Below are 21,757 nucleotides of genomic sequence, written 5' to 3'. Positions count from 1 at the left end.
AGTCGTGATGGAGCTCAACGAGGACGCGCTTCCGCTGACGCGCGGGCAACTCGATATTTGGCTGGCACAGGAAACGGGTCAACCCGCTACCGACTGGCAGCTCGGCATGCTGCTGAAGGTCGAGGGCGCGCTCGAGCGCGAGGCCTTCGAGTGGGCACTCACCCGCGCGACCAAGGAAGCCGAGCCCGTCCGGGCGGCATTCTTCGAAGAGGACGGCCACGTCTTTCAGCGGGTGATCGATTACCCCGAGATCGACCTGGAGTTCCACGACTTCAGCGCGTCCGACGATCCCGCTCGGGACGTCCACGAGATCGCTCTGTCGATCCAGCGCGCCCCGATGCCGTTCACCGGCCCGCTGTTCAAGTACGCGGTTTTCGAGACCGGGCCCGCCGAGTTCTATGTATTCGGCTGCTTTCATCACATCGTCATCGACGGCGCCGGAATCTGGTTGCTCGTCAACCGAGTCGCATCGATTTACTCCGCCACCCTGTCCGGCGATCTCATTCCGCAAGCGTTCTTCGGTTCGTTGCACGACCTGCTGGATTGCGAGTCGGAATACGAGGCATCCGCGGACTTTTCCGAGGACCAGACCTACTGGACCGCCCATCTGCCGTCCAACAACGGGGGCCACACCCGGTCGAGGGAGGCGCGGGACGACGCCCATGCGGGGTGGCGCTCGGAGCAGGTCCGCGTCGATCCGGCGGTACTGCATCGCGTCGACGAGCTGGCCCACGTCTGGGACATCCCCCGCACCGCGATCATCGCCGCGGCGAGCGCGCTTCTGGTGCGCGGGCGGTGCGCCGAGGGCACCGAGGTGGTATTCGACTTTCCGGTCAGCCGGCGTGTGCGCCCCGAGCTGAAGACACTGCCCGGCATGGCGGCCGGGTTGGTGCCGCTGGTCTTGCACACCCCGGCGGAGTCCACGGTGAGCGACTTCTGCAAGCATGTCGATACGCGGATGCAGGAAGCCCTGCAACACCAACGGTTTCCGGTACACGCGCTCGAGCGCGGGGCCCCGACCTCTCGGCTTTCCATCAACTTCTTCCCGGCCGCGTTCACGTTGGACTTTGGGGGTGCGCCGGCGTCGGCGACCATGACCGACTCCGGTCTTGCGGGCAGCTCGGGCCTCACCTTCTCCGGCCTCGGCGACGAATTGTTCCTCAACACGCTGGGCGCCGGACCCCTGTTCGCGGATTGGGACACCGCCGAGGTGACGCGGCGCCTGGTGCAGGTGCTGGTGGCGATGACCGCGGATCCGGGACGGCCGATCTGCTCGATCGAGGTGCTCGACACCGCGGAGCGGGATTCGCTTGCTGCCTGGGGCAATCGGGCGGTGCTCCCGGAGCCGCTGAGTGCCCCGGCGTCGATCCCGGCGTTGTTCGCCGCCCAAGCGGCTCGAGTCCCGGACTCGGTGGCGATCACCTGCGGTGAGCAGTCGTGGACATATCGCAGGCTCGACGAGGCGTCGAATCGGTTGGCACACCTGCTCACGGCCCACGGCGCCGGACCCGGGCAGCGGGTGGCGTTGTTGTTGCCGCGGTCAGCCGACGCGATCGTGGCGATCCTGGCGGTGTTGAAATCCGGCGCGACCTACGTCGCGATCGATCCGGCGGTGCCGGAGGCGCGAATGAATTTCGTGCTCGACGACGCCGCGCCGGTTGCCGCGATCACCAACGCGAGTCTGAGGGGCCGCCTCGATGGGCGGGATCTGCTGGTCGTCGACTTCGACGATCCGGCTGTCGGCGACCAACCTGCGACGGCGGTGGACGGACCGGCTGCGGACGACATCGCCTACATCATCTACACCTCGGGCACCACGGGCACCCCGAAGGGGGTGGCGATACCGCACCAGAACGTTACCCGCCTGCTGGACGCGCTTTCCGCCGATATGGATGTGGCCGAACAAGTTTGGACCCAGTGCCATTCACTGGCCTTCGACTTCTCGGTGTGGGAGATCTGGGGTGCTCTGCTCTTCGGCGGCCGGTTGGTGGTTGTGCCCGACACCGCGGTGCGTTCGGCCGACGAGTTCCGTGCCCTGCTGGCCGCCGAACGCGTTGACGTCCTGAGCCAGACGCCCACCGCGTTCTACGCGTTGCAGAGCGTCGACGCTCCGCCGGAGCAGCAGCTCGCACTGAAAGCCGTGGTGTTCGGGGGCGAAGCGCTTGAGCCGCAACGACTTCGGGTCTGGTTGCAGAACCACCCGGGCTCGCCACGGATGATCAACATGTACGGGATCACCGAAACCACGGTGCACGCGTCGTTCCGGGAGATTACCGCAGCCGACACCGACAGCGCGATCAGTCCGATCGGGCGGCCGCTGGCCAATCTGGGCTTCTTTGTGCTCGACGGCTGGTTGCAGCCGGTTCCCGCAGGAGTCGTCGGTGAACTCTATGTCGCCGGATCAGGTCTGGCGTACGGCTATGTAGGCCGCGCTGGGCTGTCTGGAACACGTTTCGTGGCCTGCCCGTTCGGCGCGCCTGGCGCCCGCATGTACCGCACCGGTGATCTGGTGCGCTGGAGTCCCGATGGCGAGCTCGAGTACGTGGGCCGCGCTGACGAGCAGGTCAAGATCCGTGGCTACCGAATCGAACTCGGTGAAATCCAGGCTGCGCTGGGCGGATTGGACGGCGTCGAGCAGGCGGTCGTGATCGCCCGCGAGGACCGCCCCGGCGACAAGCGGCTGGTGGCCTACATCACCGGATCAGCGGATCCGCTGGCTGCTCGTGCAGCCGTGGCCGCGAGCCTGCCGGTCTATATGGTTCCGGCCGCAATCGTCAGGATCGACGCCTTGCCGCTCACGGTCAACGGCAAGCTCGACACCAAAGCCCTTCCTGCACCCGAGTATCAGGATGCGGATTCCTATCGTGCGCCGGGCGATGCGGTGGAAGAGATTCTGGCGGGGATCTATGCCCAGGTCCTGGGCCTGGACCGCGTCGGTGTCGACGAGTCGTTCTTCGAGTTGGGTGGCGACAGCATCCTGTCGATGCAAGTCGTGGCGCGGGCTCGCGCTGCCGGCGTATTGTGCCGTCCGCGTGACGTTTTCGTCGAGCAGACGGTGGCCCGCCTGGCTCAGGTAGCCACTGTGATGGACGGCGACACCGACCTGGCCTCCGACGGCGTCGGCCCAGTGATCACCACCCCCATCATCGCCTGGCTGGAGAGCTTGGCGGCCGGCGGAAGTCCAACGGACCACTTCAACCAGACAGTGGCGGTGCAGGCGCCGGAAGGCACCGGCGAGGCCGACGTGCTGGTGATGCTGCAGGCTCTGTTGGACCGGCACGCCATGCTGCGGTTGCGGGTTGGCGACGACGGCGCCGGCGGCTGGGCGCTGGAGGTGCCCGAAGCCGGTTCGATCGATGCCCGGTCGCGGCTGCACACCGTCGACGTGCTCACCGACGAGGCAGTTCTCAACGCCGGATCGCAGCTGAATCCGGCCGAGGGCGTCATGCTGAGCGCGGTGTGGGTAACCTCGACGCGCCGGCTGGTCGCAATCGTGCATCACCTCGCCATCGACGGGGTGTCCTGGCGAATCCTGTTGGAAGACCTCAACTTCGGCTGGGCACAGCACCGTGCCGGTCAGCCGGTCGTGCTCCCCGAACCGGGGACCTCTTTCGCCCGGTGGGCGTCGCTGCTCGCCGAGCACGCACACCGCCCCGACGTGGTGGCGGAAGCCGACGTTTGGCGCCAGATCGCGGACACACCCCCCGCATTGCCGGCGGTTCTGCCGGACGTGGACACCCTGGCAACCGCCGGGAACCTGGTGGCGAACCTCGACATGGAGACCACTCAGCTGTTGCTCGGTGACGTTCCCGCCGCTTTCCACGCCGGGGTTCACGACATTCTGCTGATCGCATTCGCCTTGGCGACAGCAGAATTCCTGGGAACCAGCGGCGAGCCCGTCTGTATCGATGTCGAGGGCCACGGTCGCGACGAGGAACTCGTGGCCGCCCCCGGAGAGGTAGACCTATCGCGCACCGTGGGGTGGTTCACCGCCAAGTACCCGGTGGCGCTCGAGGTGGACGGCCTGACCTGGGCCCAGGTGGTGGCCGGTGATGCGAAGCTGGGCGCTGCGGTGAAGGCCGCGAAGGAGCAACTGCGCACGCTGCCCGAGGGTTTGAACTACGGGGTGCTGCGCTACCTCAACAGCGACGCCGGTCTGGACGGCCCCGACCCGGTGATCGGGTTCAACTATCTTGGCCGCCAGGGTGCGACATCGGCCGAGACGTACGGTGACGTGTGGCAGATCGCCTGGGACGGGTTGGCGACCATCAGCCCGAGCGTGCGACCGCCGATCCCGCTGATGCACACGCTGGAGCTGAACGCCGGCACGATCGACACCGACGCCGGCCCGAGCTTGTGCGCCACCTGGATGTGGGCGCCTTCGGCACTGACTCACGCTCAGGTGAACCGGTTGAATCAGTTGTGGTTTGAGGCGTTGACCGGAATCTGCGCGCATGTGCAAGGCGGTGGAGGTGGGCTGACACCGTCGGACATCGCCGCCTGCCTTAGTCAAGAGCAGATCGACGAGCTTCAGCGGCAGTATGCGGATAGCTGATGCGCTGCCGCTGACTCCGCTGCAGCAGGGGCTGTTCTTCCACGCCAGCGCATCGTCGGGTGGCGACGATGTGTACGCGGTGCAGCTGTATGTCGGCTTGAGCGGGCCGCTGGATCCAGAGCGGTTGCAGGCGGCGGTGCAGGCTGTGGTGGCGCGGCATCCCAACCTCGCTGCACGGTTCTCGCAGAAGTTCGCCGAGCCGGTGCAGGTGATTCCGGCTGACCCGGAAGTGCCGTGGCAGTATGTCGAGCTGGACTCGGAGGCTCGGATCGCCGACCTGTGCGCGGCCGAGCGTATGGCGGTGTGTGAGTTGGCCAATGAGCCGGCATTCCGGGCGGCATTGATTCGGACGGGACCCGACCGGTACCGGTTCGTCTTGACGAACCATCACATCGTGTTGGACGGGTGGTCGTTGCCGATCCTGCTCGGGGAGGTGTTCGCCGGCTATTACGGGCAGCGGTTGCCTCCGGCTGCGCCGTATCGCCGGTTTGTGAGCTGGCTGGCCGGCCGAGATCTCGACGCCGCTCGCGCGGCGTGGGGACAGTTACTGGACGGCTTCGATGCCCCGACGCTGGTCGGTCCCGCGGGCAGAACGCACATGGGCGAGCGTGGAATTGCCTCGTTCACGTTGTCGGAGAACATGACTCGCGATCTCGGTGACTTGGCACGTTCGTGTCACACAACGGTCAGCACGGTGTTGCAGGCCGCTTACGGGCGGGTTTTGATGTCGTTGACGGGCCAGCGCGATGTCGCGTTCGGTACGACGGTGTCGGGTCGGCCCGACGAGGTGTTCGGTGCGGACTCGATGGTGGGTCTGCTGATCAACACGGTGCCGGTGCGCGTGCAGATCGGTGCGGCGACCACGACCGCGGATCTGTTGAACCAGTTGCAGGGCGATCATGCTGCGACGCTGGATCATCAGCACCTGGCGCTCAGCGAGATTCACCGGGTTACCGGGCACGACCAGTTGTTCGACACGTTCTTCGTCTACGAGAACTATCCGATCGACGCCGCGAAGCTCTCCGGCACAGACGGATTGGTAGTCACGGAGTTCACGCATCACGAGACCAACCACTATCCACTGTCGGTTCAAGCCATCCCGGGTGAGGAGCTGACCCTGCGCGTCGAGTACGACAGCGATGTCTTCGACGCGAACGGCATCGAGGCGCTGAGCCGGCGACTCCAGAGTGTCCTCGCCGCGATGATCGCCGGCCCCGAACAGCCACTGTCAAAACTAGACCTACTCGACGGCGACGAGCACGCCCGGCTCGACGAATGGAGCAACCGGGCAATGCTGACCCAGCCGGCGCCTGGGTCGCTCACGATCCCCGGGCTGTTTGCTGCGCAGGTGGCCCGCGACCCAGACGCCACGGCACTGCGTTTCGACGGCCGCTCCTGGACCTACCGGGAACTCGACGATGCCACTACCAGATTCGCATTCGTTCTGGCGGGCAGCGGGATCGGGCCGGGGCAGCGAGTGGCGGTGTGCCTGCCGCGCTCGGCTGAGGCGATCGTGTCGATCCTGGCGGTGCTCAAGACCGGTGCCGCCTATGTGCCGATCGACCCGGCCGCGCCGTCGGCGCGCATGCAACTGGTGCTCGCCGACGCCGAACCGGTCGCTGCGATCACCAACTCCGACTTGGCCGACCGGTTCGTGGGGCCGGACTTGGACATCATCGACGCGCAGGGGGCGTGGGAACTCCCCGCACCCGGAGCGCGCGGCACCGTGCCGGCTGGGCCCGCCGCCGACGACATCGCGTACCTGATCTACACCTCCGGCACCACTGGTGTCCCAAAAGGCGTTGCCATCACCCATCGCAACGTCGCCCAATTGATGGACTCGCTGCATGCCGCACCCCTGCCGTCAGCGCGGGTGTGGTCGCAGTGCCGCTCCTACGGCTTCGACGTCTCGATACAGGAGATCTTCGGCGCGCTGCTTGGCGGCGGCCGACTGGTGGTCGTGCCCGAATCGGTGGCCCGCGCACCCGAAGACCTTCAGGCCCTTCTGGTGTCCGAGGGCGTTACGGTGTTCAGCACCACTCCGTCCGAGGTGAGCATGTTGTCGCCGGACGTCCTCGAGTCGGTGGCGCTGATCATCGGCGCCGAGGCGTGCCCGACTGCGCTGATGGATCGGTGGGCTTCTAGACGGGTCATGATCAATGCCTACGGTCCCACCGAGACCACCGTCGACGTTGCCCTGAGTGCGCCGCTGACCGCGGGTTCCGGGACGGTGCCGATCGGATCGCCGATCGCGGGGGCGGCATTGTTCGTGCTCGACGGCTGGTTGCGGCCGGTGCCGCCGGGGGCGATCGGGGAGCTGTACGTCGCCGGCCGGGGCGTCGGGGTCGGGTACACCGGACGCGCAGGGCTGACCGGATCGCGGTTCGTGGCCTGTCCGTTCGGTGGGTCCGGGGCTCGCATGTATCGCACCGGTGACCTGGCGTGGTGGGGGGCCGACGGTCAGCTGAGGTATGTCGGTCGCGCCGACGAGCAGGTCAAGATCCGTGGGTACCGTATCGAACTCGGCGAAATCCGTTCGGTGCTGGCCGGTTTCGACGGGGTCGAGCAGGCGGTGGTGATCGCCCGCGAGGACCGACCCGGCGAGAAGCGTCTGGTCGGCTATGTCACGGGCTCGGCCGAACCGTCGGCTCTTCGCGCGGCGATGGCCGAGCGGCTACCCGAGTACATGGTGCCGGCCGCGATCGTGGCGATCGACGCGTTGCCATTGACGGTCAACGGCAAGCTCGATCGGCGCGCCCTGCCTGCCCCGGAGTTCTCCGACGCCGGCCACTACCGCGCACCGGCAAGCGCCGTCGAGGAGGCCCTGGCCGGAATCTACGCCACGGTGCTGGGTGTGCAGCGCGTCGGCGTTGACGACTCGTTCTTCAACCTGGGCGGCGATTCGCTGTCGGCGATGCGTCTGATCGCCGCGGTCAATGCTGGTCTGAACACCCGCCTTTCGGTGCGGGCGCTGTTCGAGGCGCCCACGGTCGCACAGTTGGCGGCCCGGATCGGCGGAACGGACGTCGCGGCCGAGCCGTCGGTCCCCACCGAGACGGCTGTGGTGCCCTCGCCCGTGGTGGCCACGACGAGCTCGGTCAGCAGTATGCGGATCGCGGACGTTCTGCCGCTGACTCCGCTGCAGCAGGGCTTGCTGTTCCATGCCAGCGCGTCGTTGGGGCGCGACGATGTCTATGCGGTGCAGCTGTATGTCGGCTTGAGCGGGCCGCTGGATCCAGAGCGGTTGCAGTCGGCGGTGCAGGCTGTGGTGGCCCGGCATCCGAATGTGGCGGCCCGGTTCTCGCAGAAGTTCGCCGAGCCGGTGCAGGTGATTCCGGCCGATCCGCTGGTGCCCTGGCAGTACTTCGAGCTCGATGCCGGTGGTGATGTCGAGGCGCAGGTCTCGCAGGTGTGCGCCGCCGAGCGTCTGGCGGTGTGCGAGTTGGGCAATGAGCCGGCGTTTCGGGCCGCGCTGATCCGGACGGGGGCCGAGCAGTACCGGTTCGTGCTGACGAACCATCACATCGTGTTGGACGGGTGGTCGTTGCCGATCCTGCTCGGGGAGGTGTTCGCTGCCTATTACGGGCAGCGGTTGCCTCCGGCTGCGCCGTATCGGCGGTTCGTGACTTGGCTGGCCGGTCGTGATCTCGATGCGGCCCGCGGCGTGTGGAGACAGGTGCTGGCCGGATTCGATGCCCCGACGCTGGTGGGTTCGGCGAGCCGGGCGGAACCTGGTGCGCGGGATGTCGCCTCGTTCGCAGTGTGCGAGCAGACCACGAAATCGCTGAGCGAGCTTGCCCGTTCGTGTCACACGACGGTCAGCACGGTGTTGCAGGCCGCTTACGGGCGGGTTTTGATGTCGTTGACGGGCCAGCGCGATGTCGCGTTCGGTACGACGGTGTCGGGTCGGCCCGACGAGGTGTTCGGTGCGGACTCGATGGTGGGTCTGCTGATCAACACGGTGCCGGTGCGCGTGCAGATCGGTGCGGCGACCACGACCGCGGATCTGTTGAACCAGTTGCAGGGCGATCATGCTGCGACGCTGGATCATCAGCACCTGGCGCTCAGCGAGATTCACCGGGTCACGGGGCACGACCAGTTGTTCGACACGTTCTTCGTCTACGAGAACTATCCGATCGACGCCGCGAAGCTCTCCGGCGCCGACGGATTGGCGGTCACGGAGTTCACGCACCGCGAGTACAACCACTATCCGATCGCGATCCAAGCCCTGCCGGGCGACGAGCTGACCCTGCGGGTCGAGTACGACACCGAGGTGTTCGGCGCGGATGACGTCGCCACACTGATCGAGCGGCTCACGCGGGTCTTGGACGCCATGATTGCCGCCCCTTCCCGGCCGTTGTCGTCGATCGACGTGCTCGACGATGCCGAGTTCGGCGACCTTGAGCAGTGGAGTAACCGGGCAGCGCTGACGCAATCCGTACCCACAGCGTCGATACCCGCGATGTTCGCCGCACAGGTTGTGCGCACTCCGGACGCGCTGGCGCTGACGTGGGGAGAACGTTCGTGGAGCTACCGCGAACTGGACGAGGCCACCAACCGATTCGCGCATCTGCTGGCGGGCAGGGGGATCGGGCCGGGTCAGCGGGTGGCGCTGCTGCTTCCGCGTTCGGCTGAGGCGGTTGTGTCGATCCTGGCGGTGCTCAAGACCGGTGCCGCGTATGTGCCGATCGACCCGTCCGCGCCGTCGGCGCGCATGCAGCTGGTGCTCGGTGACGCCGAGCCGGCAGCCGCGATCACCACTCCCGAGTTGGCCGAGCGGCTGGCCGACGAAGGCCTGGAGATCATCGACGTCGACGACCCCGCGGTCGAGAGCCAGCCTGGCACCGCACTGCCCGGACCCGCACCGGGCGACATCGCGTATCTGATCTACACCTCCGGGACCACCGGTGTACCCAAAGGTGTCGCCATCACGCATCAATGCGTCACCCAGCTGCTCGCAGCCATGCAGACCAAGATCGATATGGCGCAACAGGTTTGGTCGCTATGGCATTCACTGGCCTTCGACGTCTCGGTCTGCGAGATGTGGGGTGCACTGCTTTACGGTGGACGCCTGGTCGTCGTGCGGGAATCGGTGGCCCGCGCGCCGGAGGAATTCCACGCACTGCTGGCCGCCGAACGGGTCACCGTCCTGTCCCAGACGCCGTCGGCGTTCTACGCGCTCCAGACCGCCGACGCGCTGCAGCCCGATCTCGGAAGTCAGCTCACACTGCAGGCGGTAATCTTCGCCGGCGAAGCCCTTGAGCCGCAACGGCTTCAAAGCTGGCTGGAGAGCCACCGTCGTTCACCTCGCCTACTCAACCTGTACGGCACCACCGAGACGACGGTGCACGCATCGTTCCGGGAGATCGTGGAATCCGATGTCGCGGCCGACTCCGATGTCAGCCCGGTAGGTGGCCCGCTGGCCGACCTCGCGTTCTTCGTGTTGGACCAGTGGCTACGACCGGTGCCGGCCGGTGTCGTCGGTGACTTGTACGTGGCCGGGCCGCAGACCGGTTTGGGTTACTGGCGACGGCCGGGGCTGTCGTCATCGCGTTTCGTTGCGTGCCCGTTCGGGGTGCCGGGGGGCCGCATGTATCGCACCGGCGATCTGGTGCGGTGGGGTGCAGACGGTGAGCTGCGGTACGTGGGTCGCGCCGATGAGCAGGTCAAGATCCGCGGCTACCGCATCGAACTCGGCGAAGTACGTTCGGTGCTCGCCGGGGTGGACGGTGTCGAGCAGTCGGTGGTGATCGCCCGCGAGGACCGGCCGGGCGAGAAGCGTCTGGTCGGTTATGTCACGGGGACGGCCGAACCCGCTGCTGCCCGCGCGGTGTTGGCCGAGCGGCTGCCGGAGTACATGGTCCCCGCGGCGATCATGGTCGTCGACGCGTTGCCGCTGACGGTCAACGGCAAGCTCGACCGGCGCGCCCTGCCGACGCCGGAGTTCTTTGACGCCGATTCCTACCGCCCGGCGTCGACGGCGGTGGAGGAGATTCTGGTCGGCATATACGCCAATGTGCTTGATGTGCAACGGGTTGGCGTGGACGACTCGTTCTTCGACCTCGGCGGCGACTCGTTGTCGGCGATGCGCCTGATCGCCGCGGTCAACACTGGAATGAACACCCGGCTGTCCGTTCGGACGCTGTTCGAGGCGCCGTCGGTCGCGCAATTGGCGCTGCGCATCGGCGCCGAGGACGACCGGTTGACGCCGCTGGTGCCGATGGAGCGACCAGCGATGATTCCGCTGTCGTTCTCGCAGAATCGGTTGTGGTTTCTCGACCAGTTGCAGGGACCGTCACCGACCTACAACATGGCGGTCGGCTTGCGGCTGCAGGGCCACCTCAACGTCGAGGCGTTGGGTGCGGCACTGACCGACGTGGTGGGGCGTCACGAAAGCCTGCGCACAGTGTTCACCGCCCCCGACGGGATACCACAACAGGTGGTGATCCCCGCTGCAGACGCCGACTTCGGCTGGGCCGTCATCGATGCGGCCGGTTGGACACAGGGGCAGCTCGATGATGCCGTTAGCGCGGTCGCGCTGCATGCCTTCGATCTGGCGGCCGAGATCCCCATGCAGGCCAGGCTGTTCCGGGTCAGCGACACCGAGCACGTGGTGGTGGCGGTGGCGCACCATATCGCCGCCGACGGCCTGTCGATGGGCCCGATGGTGCGCGATCTGGGCGTGGCCTACATCTGCCGCACTGCGGGGATGGCCCCGATCTGGACCGACTTGCCGGTCCAGTACGTCGATTACACGCTGTGGCAGCGCGCGCAGTTCGGTGACCTCGACGATGGAAACAGCCTGATCAATGCCCAACTGGCGTACTGGCAGGATGCGTTGGCCGGAATGCCCGAGCGGCTGCAGCTGCCGACCGACCGGCCGTATCCGCCGGTCGCCGATCAATGCGGCGCCACCATCTCGTGGTTGTGGCCGGTCGAATTGCAGGAGCGGATCGCCCGGCTCTCCCGCGAGCACAATGCAACCGCCTTCATGGTGGTACAGGCTGCCCTGGCGCTATTGCTGGGCAAGCTCAGTGCCAGTTCGGATGTGGCGGTGGGATTCCCGATCGGCGGCCGCCGCGACCCCGCACTAGACGATTTGATCGGGTTCTTCGTCAATACGCTGGTGTTGCGGGTCGACGTTGGCGGTGACCCCACCGTCGCCGACTTGCTGGCCCAGGTCCGGACCCGCAGCCTGGCTGCCTACGAGCACCAGGATGTCCCCTTCGAAGCAATCGTCGAGCGGATCAACCCCACTCGGTCGCTGAATCACCATCCGCTGGTCCAGGTGATGCTGGCGTGGCGCAGCATGCCGGGGGAGACCAGCGAGGACATCGCGATGGCTTTGGGGGACCTGCAGGTGACGCAGCTCCCACTCGACACCCACACCGCGCGTGTCGATCTCGCGTTCGCACTGAGCGAGCGGTGGACCCATGGCGGCGAGCCGACCGGAATCGACGGAATGGTCGAGTACCGCACCGACGTGTTCGACGCCGCCAGCATCCAAACCCTGGTCGACCGGTTGCAGCGGGTCTTGATGGCCATGACTGCGGAGCCGACCCGTCGGGTGTCGTCGATCGATGTGCTCGACTCCGCCGAGCACGCCCGCCTCGACAAGATCGGCAATCGCGCGATACTGACCCGGCCCGCGCCCACTGCGCTTTCGGTGCCGGAGCTGTTCACCGAGCAGGTATCTCGCGCCCCGCAGGCCGTCGCGCTGACGGCCGGCGATGTGTCGATGACCTATCGGGAACTGGACGAGGCGGCAAATCGCTACGCGCACTTGCTCTTCAGTCGCGGTGTCGGCGCCGGGGACTGCGTGGCGTTGCTCATGGACCGCTCGGCCGATGCCGTCGTCGTGATGCTTGCGGCGCTGAAGGTCGGCGCGTCGTACCTGGCGATCGATCCGGCGCTGCCCGAAGCCCGCATCGAGTTCATGCTCGGCGATGCCGCACCGGTCGCCGTCGTCACCACCGAGGCTTTACGGCTGCGGTTGGACGGTCACGATGTCGCGATCATCGACATCGACGCCCCAGGAGTCGAAGGCCAGTCCCGCGCGGTGTTGCCTGCGCCGGATCCTGACAACATCGCGTACCTCATCTACACATCGGGCACGACCGGAACGCCCAAAGGTGTTGCGCTGAGCCACCGTAACCTCGCGCACCTGGCTGCGTCGGCGCACCCGGCGCTTCCTTCCGAGCAGGTGTGGACGCAGTGCCACTCGTATGCATTCGACTTCTCGGTCTGGGAGATCTGGGCGGCGCTGCTCGGTGGCGGCCGGCTGCTGGTGGTCCCCGAGGGGGTAGTTCGCTCGCCGGAGGAATTCCACGCGCTCCTGGTCGAAGAACACGTCAACGTGCTCACCCAGACCCCGTCGGCGGTGGCAGCGCTGCGCCCCGAGGGACTGGAGTCGGTGGCGCTGTTGCTCGGCGGTGAGGCTTGCCCGCCGGAAGTGGTGGAGCAGTGGGCGCCCGGCCGGGTGGTGATCAACGCTTACGGACCAACCGAAGTCACGGTGTACGCGTCGATGAGCGCGCCCCTGGTTGTGGGCGCCGAGGTGCCGATCGGCGCGCCGCCGCCAACCGTCGCCTTGTTCGTTCTCGACGATCGGCTGCAGCCGGTGCCTGAGGGAGTAGTAGGCGAACTGTATGTCGCCGGTCGCGGCGTCGGAGTGGGCTACATCGGACGGACGGATCTGACGGCGTCGCGGTTCGTGGCGTGCCCGTTCGGTGCGCCCGGCCAGCGTATGTACCGCACCGGGGACCTGGTGCGGTGGCGCGCCGACGGGCAACTGCAGTACCTCGGCCGGGCCGATGAGCAGGTGAAGATCCGCGGCTACCGGATCGAGCCAGGTGAGATCCAAGCCGTGTTGGCCGGCCTGGACGGGGTCGAACAGGCGGTGGTGATCGCCCGCGAGGACCGTCCCGGCGACCCCCGCCTGGTGGGCTATTTCACCGGGACGGCGGACCCGGTCAAGATCCGCGTCGCGCTGGCCGAGCGGCTGCCGGCCTACATGGTGCCGGCCGCAGTCATCGAGCTTTCCGCGTTGCCGTTGACCGTCAGCGGCAAGCTCGATCGCCGGGCACTACCCGCGCCCGACTATCAGGACACGGAAAATTACCGTGCGCCGAGCAATCCCACCGAAGAGATCCTGGCGGGGATTTTCGCCCAGGTGCTGGGTACAGATCGTGTCGGCGTAGACGACTCGTTCTTCGATCTGGGTGGCGACTCGTTGTCGGCGATGCGCCTGATCGCGGCGGTCAACAACAGCCTGGGCGCAAGTCTCGCGGTGCGAATGCTGTTCGAGGCACCCACGGTCGCGCAGCTGGCACCGCGGATCTCCGGTGACGACAGCCGTTCCGAGCCGCTCGTGGTCGCCGAGCGCCCCGACGTCATCCCGCTGTCCTTCGCGCAGAACCGGTTGTGGATCGTAGACCAACTTCAAGGACCCTCCCCGATCTACAACCTGCCGGTGGCGCTAAGGCTGCACGGTCAGCTGGACGCTGACGCACTCGGTGCGGCGCTGGCCGACGTGGTGGACCGTCAGGAGAGCCTGCGCACGCGCTTCCCGGCCGTCGAGGGCGTACCCCAGCAGCTCATCGTTCCCACCGAGCTTGCCGATTTCGGCTGGACCGTCATCGACGCCACCGGCTGGTCGGACAGCCAACTGGCCGACGCCATCGACGCGGCGACCCGCTACGCCTTCGACTTGTCGACCGAAATCCCGATGCAGGCCAGGCTGTTCCGGGTTGGAGACGATGAGCACGTGCTGGTCGCGGTGGTACACCACATCGCCGCCGACGGCTGGTCCATCGCACCACTTGTGCGCGACCTCGGCATGGCCTATGCCGGCCGACAAACAGGAGAAGGTCCAGGCTGGGCGGATCTGGCGGTGCAGTACGTCGACTACACGCTGTGGCAGCGTTCACGGTTGGGCGATCTCGCCGATCCCGGCAGCCGCATCTCCGCCGAACTGGCCTACTGGGAAGACGCGCTCGCGGGTATGCCCGAGCAGTTGCAGCTGCCCACCGACCGGCCGTACCCGATGGTCGCCGACTACCGCGGCGCCCGGCTCGAGGTGGACTGGCCCGCCGAGCTGCAGCAGGCAGTCGCCATGGTGGCCCGTGAGCACAATGCGACCCCGTTCATGGTCGTCCAAACCGCCCTCGCGGTGCTGCTGTCCAACCTGAGCGCGAACAACGATGTGGCGGTTGGCTTCCCGATCGCCGGGCGTAGTGACACCGCACTCGACGAGGTCGTCGGCTTTTTCGTCAACACTCTGGTGTTGCGGGTCGACCTGACCGGAAATCCCACCTTCGCCGATCTGCTGGCGCAGGTGCGCCGGCGCAGCCTGTCGGCATACGAACATCAGGACGTTCCGTTCGAGGTGCTCGTCGAGCGGCTCAAGCCCACCCGCAGCATGGCCCATCACCCCCTGGTCCAGGTGGTGCTGGCGTGGCAGAACTTCGGCTGGCAAGCCGGTGACGCCGCCGGCTTGTCACTCGGCGAGCTGCAGGTCGAACCGATGGCGGTGGACACCAAGACCGCGCGCATGGACCTCACCTTCAACCTGGCGGAACGCTGGGACGCCGCCGGCCAACCCGCAGGCATCGGGGGTGGCGTCGAGTTCCGCACGGACGTCTTCGACGCCGCCAGCATCCAGACACTGGTGGACCGGTTACAGCGGGTACTGGTGGAGATGACCGCCGACCCGAGTCGCCAGATGTCGGCGGTCGATGTGCTCGATGCCGCCGAGCACGCCCGCCTCGATCAGGTCGGCAACCGCGCAGTGTTGACTGAATTGGCAAGCAGCGCCGAGACGATCGCGTCGATGTTCAGCACCGCGGCCGCCCGCAACCCCGATGCGCCGGCGGTGACCTTTGAGGGTGTGTCGATGACATACCGCGAACTCGACCAGGCGGCCGAGCGTGCGGCGCGCGTGCTGGTCGGCCGCGGCGCGGGGCCCGGTCAGCGGGTGGCGTTGTTGCTGCCGCGCTCGGCCGAGGCGATACTGGCAATGGTGGCGGTGGTGAAAACCGGCGCCACCTACGTGCCGATCGATCCGTCGGTGCCCGAGACGCGACGGCAGTTCGTGCTCGGCGATGCCAAACCTGTCGCCGCAGTCACCACGGCTGCACTCGCTGAACAGCTTGATGGCCAGGGCATTTCGATCATCGACGTGAATGACCTCAAGGGTCCCGCCGTCGATACCGCCGCGGCGCCGACCGGACCGCACCGCGACGACGTCGCCTACGTCATCTACACCTCGGGTACCACGGGTACACCCAAGGGTGTGGCGATTCCGCATCGAAATGTGATTCAGCTGCTGCAGACCCTCGACGACGATATGGATTTGACGGGTCTGGCGTGGTCGCAATGCCATTCGTTGGCATTCGACTTCTCGGTCTGGGAGATCTGGGGGGCGCTGCTCTACGGCGGCCGTGTGGTTGTGGTGCCTGATGCGGTGGTGCGCTCGCCGGAAGATCTGCACGCCCTACTGGTTTCCGAGCGGGTCGGTGTGCTGAGCCAAACGCCGTCGGCGTTCTATGCACTGCAGACCGCCGATGCCGCGCATCCCGAACTCGGCGCCCGGCTCAAACTCGAGGCCGTCGTGTTCGGTGGGGAAGCGCTTGAGCCGCAACGGATGCGATCCTGGCTGGAGAACCATCCTCCGGGATCGCCGCGCTTGATCAACATGTACGGCATCACCGAGACCACGGTGCATGCCTCGTTCCGGGAGATCGTGGCTGAGGATGCCGACAGGGCTGTCAGCCCGATCGGGGTGCCGCTGGGCCATCTAGGCTTTTTCGTCCTGGACACCCTGCTGCGGCCGGTGGCGCCCGGCGTGGTCGGCGAGTTGTACGTGGCAGGCGCCGGGGTGTCGGACGGATATATCGGCCGGCCCGGGCTGTCGTCGACCCGCTTCGTGGCCTGCCCGTTCGGCGAGCCGGGGACTCGGATGTACCGCACCGGGGACCTGATGTACTGGGGTGCCGACGGCGAGCTGCGCTACATGGGGCGCTCCGATGAGCAGGTGAAGATTCGCGGGTACCGGATCGAACTCGGCGAAATCCAGTCTGCGCTGGGCGATGTGGACGGTGTCGAAGACGCTGTGGTGATCGCCCGCGAAGACCGCCCCGGTGACAAGCGCTTGGTGGGATACGTGACAGGCCTGGTGGATCCTGGCGCCGCGCGCGCCGCACTGGGGGACAAGCTGCCGTCGTACATGGTCCCCTCCGCGGTGGTGGTGATCGACGCGCTGCCGCTGACGGTCAACGGCAAGCTCGACACCAAGGCCCTGCCCGCGCCGGACTATCAGGACGCCGATTCTTACCGTGCTCCATCGGATGCGGTGGAGGAGATCCTGGCAGGAATCTACGCCCAGGTGCTCGGGCTGGAGCGGGTCGGCGTCGACGAATCGTTCTTCGAACTTGGCGGCGACAGCATTCTGTCCATGCAGGTGGTGGCCCGCGCCCGTGCCGCCGGGGTGATCTGCCGGCCGCGGGACATCTTCGTCGAGCAGACGGTCGCCGGGCTGGCCCGGGTCGCCACGCTGGATGACGGCGATTCTGATGTGACCGATGACGGTGTGGGCCCGCTGCCGGCGACTCCGATCATGCGGTGGCTCAACGAAGTCCAAGGTCCGGTCGACCAGTTCAACCAAACTGTGTTGATCCAGGCACCGGTCGGTGTGACTGAAGCCGACGTGCTGGTGGTGCTCCAAGCCATTCTGGACCGGCACGTGATGCTGCGGTTGCGCATCGATGACGACGGTGCAGGCGGTTGGTCGCCGGTCGTGCCTGAGGCCGGATCTGTAGATGCCCGCAGCTGTCTGCAGACGGTCGATGTGTTGTCGGAGGATGCCGTGGCGCAAGCCCGGTCCCGGCTGGACCCCGCCACCGGTGCGATGGTAAGTGCGTTGTGGGCGGTGCCCACCGGCCAGTTACTGATGATCGTGCACCACCTGGCTGTCGATGGCGTCTCGTGGCGAATCCTGTTGGAAGACTTGAACCTGGCGTGGGCTCAACTGCACGGCGGGCAGGACGTCGTCCTGCCCGCGCCGCGAACATCCTTCGCCCAGTGGGCCTCGATCTTGGCCGGGCACGCCTATCACCCGGAGGTCACCGCCCAACTGGAACACTGGCGGCAGATCGCGGCGGTGCCCGCGCCGCTGCCCGCGGTGCAACCGGCGGTCGATACCTATGCCAATGCCGGCAGCCTCTCAGTGGAACTGGATCCCGAGACCACGCGGATGCTTCTCGGCGAGGTGCCGGCCGCGTTCCACGCCGGAATCAACGACATCCTGTTGATCGCGTTCGGGTTGGCGCTGGCCGAATTCCTCGGCAGCGCAGGCAAACCGATCGTCATAGATGCCGAAGGGCACGGACGTGAGGAGGAGGTCGTCAGCCAAACTGAAACAGTCGACCTGTCGCGTACCGTGGGGTGGTTCACCACCAAATATCCGGTGTCGCTCACCGTGGGCGGACTGGACTGGGGGCGGGTGCTCGCCGGTGATGTCGGCCTGGGCCCGGTCGTCAAGGACGCCAAAGAGCAGCTTCGGTCGCTGCCGGACGGTTTGACCTATGGCCTGTTGCGTTACCTCAACACCGATGTCGACTTGGCCGGTTCCGACCCGACGATCGGTTTCAACTACCTCGGCCGGATGGGCGCCGGTACCGGCCAGGTATCGGGCGACATCTGGGAGATCCGCGAGGACGGCTGGAGGGTCACCGGCCCCGCGGCGGCGGTACCCATGCCGTTGATGCACACCGTCGAACTCAACGCAGGCACAGTGGAAACCGCGGACGGACCGCGTCTGCGGGCCGGTTGGACGTGGGCGCTCACGGCGCTGGACCACGCGCAGGTCAGCCGGTTGAGCGACCTGTGGTTCGACGCCCTCGCAGGTATCTGTGCTCATGTGAACGGCGGGGGCGGTGGCCTGACGCCCTCCGACATCGCGCCGGCGCAGCTGACGCAGCAGCAGGTCGACGAACTCTGCGGCTCGCACGACGTCGCCGATATCCTGCCGCTGACGCCGCTGCAGCACGGATTGTTGTTTCACGCCAACGTCGCTCACAGCTGTGGCGACGACGTGTATGCCGTGCAAATGGGCGTCACACTGAACGGTCGTCTGGATCGCTACCGCCTGCACGAGGCCGTGCAGGCTGCGGTGGCGCGGCATCCCAACTTGGCGGCGCGGTTCTGTTACCCCGGTGGGACGCCGGTCCAGGTGATCCCGGCCGACCCGGCGGTGCCGTGGCAGTACGTCGACCTCGGTGGTGACGCGACGGATCACGAGGAGCGGATCGCCCAACTGTGCGCGGCAGACCGTGCCGCGGTGTGTGATCTGCTCGGGCAGACGGCTTTCCGGGCGGCGTTGATCCGCATCGCGCCCGACGAGCACCGACTGGTCTTGACCAATCACCACATCCTGCTCGACGGCTGGTCGCTGTCCTTATTGCTGCAGGAGGTGTTCGCCGGGTATTACGGGCACCGGCTGCCCACCGCCGTGCCCTATCGCAGATTCCTCAGCTGGCTTGACGGCCGGGACGACCAGTCCGCGCGGTCGGCGTGGGCCGAGGCGTTGGCCGGCTTCGACACCCCGACTCTGGTGGGCGGTCGGGACCTGCCCAGTGCCGGGCCGCGAAGCGTTACCTCACTGTGGATTGCGGAGCAGACCACCCAGGCGCTCAACGAGCTGGCGCGGACACACCACACCACCGTCAGCACGGTGCTCCAGGCCGCCTGGACGCAGCTGCTGATGTCGATGACCGGCCGGCGTGACATCGCCTTCGGTGTCGTGGTCGCGGGGCGCCCGGCCGAGGTGCCCGGCGCGGATTCGATGGTGGGTCTGCTCATCAACACGGTGCCGCTACGTGCGACCGTCTCATCAGAGAGCACCACCGCGGACCTGCTCGACCTCTTGCGGAACGCCCGGGCCCGTACTCTCGAGCACGAGCACCTAGGGCTAAACGAGATTCACCACTCCAGCGGTCAGCGACGATTGTTCGACACGGTCTTCGTGTACGAGAACTACCCGACGGACACATCGGTGTTGTCGGGTGCTGACGGGCTGGCCGTCACCGATGTCGACAGCCGCGACTACTACCACTACCCGCTGACGGTCCAAGCCGTGCCAGGCAACGAATTGGAACTTCGCATCCAGTACCGCGCCGATGTGTTCGATGCCAACGACGTTCAACGGCTTGTCGCACAGCTCGAGCAGATCTTCGCCGCTATGACGACCGATGCCAGCCGCCCGCTGATTCCGTTGGAGCCGTGGGATATTCCCTCGCCGGCCGCGCCAGCACACCGTGACAACGCGGTCGAACACCGTGCGGCGGCACACGAGACCGAACAGACCCTGTGCGGGATTTTCGCCCAAGCGGTGGGTATCGACCGCGTCGGACTGGACGATTCATTCTTCGATCTGGGTGGAGACTCCCTATCGGCGATGCGAGCCGTGACGGTGATCAACGCCGTGTTGCATTCCGAGCTTGCGGTCTCCGCCTTGATCGAGAACCCGACCGTGCGCGGGCTGAGCAGGCGGCTCGCGCACTAACCCTGTGAGGCCTTGCTGTTCGACCCCGTATACCAACGGGTGACGTCGTAGCCGGCCTCATAGCGGGCGAGCCATTCGGCGGCTAGCGCCGGCATCTTCGTCTTGGCTGGGTTATGACCGGGTAGCTGGCTGCGCATGACGCCGAGTGCCGCAACCGCCTGCTCACGCAGCGGGATATGCGGGTAGAACTTCTGGACCGGTCCGTTGTCAGGTATCTGAAACTGTCGGTAGTTCTTCAGGCGTGGGAATTTCTCTGCGACACTCGCCTTGAGCCATGGGTTGCCGAACATCGACGTCGCGTCGACCTTTCGTTCCTCCAGCGGGATGAGTTGGTTGATGCTGCTGACGGCCTTCTCGATCACTGCGCCGGTGTGGCCGAACACCGACGGCGTAATCCGCATGCGGTACCACGGTTCGCCCACGACGGCGTCGTAGATGATCAGCGCAGAGCTGCGGTGCTCGATCTCTTCGACGAAGTGCCACAGGAACAACGAGGCAACGCGATCATCACCCGGTGCGAACAAGGTGTCTGCGTGGTTGAGCATCATCGTGAAGGTCGGCGTGAAAGTGGCTTCCAGATCGGCGATGTAGGCCAACCGATACTTCACCGACGTGGTGGCGGTCAGCTCGTCGTAGACCGTCATCATGTCGTCGAGTACCTCTTGCAGCGCCGGATAGGCCTTGATCAATCCCTTGGCGTGCTGGCGGTGGGCCATGCTGTGCTGGCCCTCCTGACGGACGAATGCCAGTGCCTCTTCGGCGACGTCCGGGTCAGTGATGCCAGGCAACGCTTCGTGGACCGTTGCGTTGATCATCTTCTCGATCGCGAGAAACAGGAACGACAGCATGTTCGCCGCGCAGGAGAACGCCGGATCGGACGGATTCCAATTGAACGGCACTGGAGATTCCGCGAACGCGAACCGCATCTTTCGAACAATCAGATCGGTCATCTCATCACCACATGTACGGGATCAGGCGCGACCGCACTTTTTGGGTGTACTCGCGATAGCCGTCCAACTCGTCGCCGAGCAACTTTTCCTCGTCGTGAATTCGCGCGGCCAGCACGGCAACTCCGGGCATGACGAACCCGAGTGCCCAGAACGAGCCGACGGCCAACGGCAGGCCGACGAGAATCAGGACGTTGCCGGTGTACATCGGGTGGCGCACCAGCCCGTACAGACCGGTGCTGACGACCTCCTGGCCTGCCTCCACCTGGACGGTCGTAGACGCGTAGGTGTTCTGAATGGCCACCAGCACCGTCACGACCAGGCCGGCGCCGGCCACCAGGCTGCCGATTACCGATAGCGCGGCCGGCACCGCCGACCAGCCGAAGCGGTGATCGAAGCCGCCGACCACGCAGATCGCTATCAGTGAGCCGTAGAGCCCGAGCATCACGATCTTCTGTACGGTCCGGCCTTCAGCAACGGGGCCGCTTCGCATGCGCCTTTCCAACACAACAGGATTCGTCACCTGCAGGTAGATGCTGGGAAGCCAGGCGGTAACCGCGAACACGGCCAGGAAAACCCAGGCCTGCCAGTAATCGAAGGTGCCTGCCGACCCGAACAGCAGCAGTCCGATCGCGACGAGCTGACCAAGGCCGAGGGCGGCCACTCTGAGAACGGCGTTCACTATCCTCCCAA

At 66.5% G+C, this 21,757-nt stretch carries 4 protein-coding genes; 2 read left to right on the top strand and 2 right to left on the bottom strand.

The genetic code is table 11. The annotated features are described in order from the left end of the window. Positions 1–7 precede the first annotated feature (7 nt). Together AB431_RS30600 and AB431_RS30595 are read left to right on the top strand one after the other, a co-directional pair. Positions 8–4,555: a non-ribosomal peptide synthetase gene (locus tag AB431_RS30600; protein WP_047331781.1), complete on the top strand. Its 4,548-nt coding sequence runs from the start codon at positions 8–10 to the stop codon at positions 4,553–4,555. Next, positions 4,542–20,117, top strand: a complete 15,576-nt coding sequence (locus tag AB431_RS30595; protein ID WP_047331780.1) for a non-ribosomal peptide synthetase — start codon at positions 4,542–4,544, stop codon at positions 20,115–20,117. The genes AB431_RS30600 and AB431_RS30595 overlap by 14 nt, the downstream gene beginning before the upstream one ends. On the opposite strand, the gene AB431_RS22350 is transcribed toward AB431_RS30595, so the two are convergent. Both AB431_RS22350 and AB431_RS22345 read right to left on the bottom strand, forming a co-directional pair. Next, a complete protein-coding gene (locus AB431_RS22350; RefSeq protein WP_047331779.1) occupies positions 20,114–21,067 on the bottom strand; it encodes a metal-dependent hydrolase in 954 nt (317 codons plus the stop codon). The two genes, AB431_RS30595 and AB431_RS22350, sit on opposite strands and share 4 nt — an antisense overlap. A 4-nt stretch (positions 21,068–21,071) precedes the next feature. Beyond that, positions 21,072–21,746 carry an isoprenylcysteine carboxylmethyltransferase family protein gene (locus AB431_RS22345; protein WP_047331778.1) on the bottom strand — a complete coding sequence of 225 codons (675 nt, stop codon included), beginning with the start codon at positions 21,744–21,746 and terminating at the stop codon, positions 21,072–21,074. Positions 21,747–21,757 lie beyond the last annotated feature (11 nt).

This window comes from Mycobacterium sp. EPa45 (assembly GCF_001021385.1).
GTDB lineage: Bacteria > Actinomycetota > Actinomycetes > Mycobacteriales > Mycobacteriaceae > Mycobacterium.
The sequence above is the reverse complement of the archived record's forward strand: the minus strand, read 5'-3'. Positions and strand labels throughout refer to the sequence as shown.

Excerpts from the sequence above, each read along its gene's own strand:
- AB431_RS30600 (WP_047331781.1), top strand. The coding sequence starts at position 8 with ATGGAGCTCAACGAGGACGCGCTTCCGCTGACGCGCGGGCAACTCGAT.
- AB431_RS22350 (WP_047331779.1), bottom strand. The coding sequence starts at position 21,067 with ATGACCGATCTGATTGTTCGAAAGATGCGGTTCGCGTTCGCGGAATCT.
- AB431_RS30595 (WP_047331780.1), top strand. The coding sequence starts at position 4,542 with ATGCGGATAGCTGATGCGCTGCCGCTGACTCCGCTGCAGCAGGGGCTG.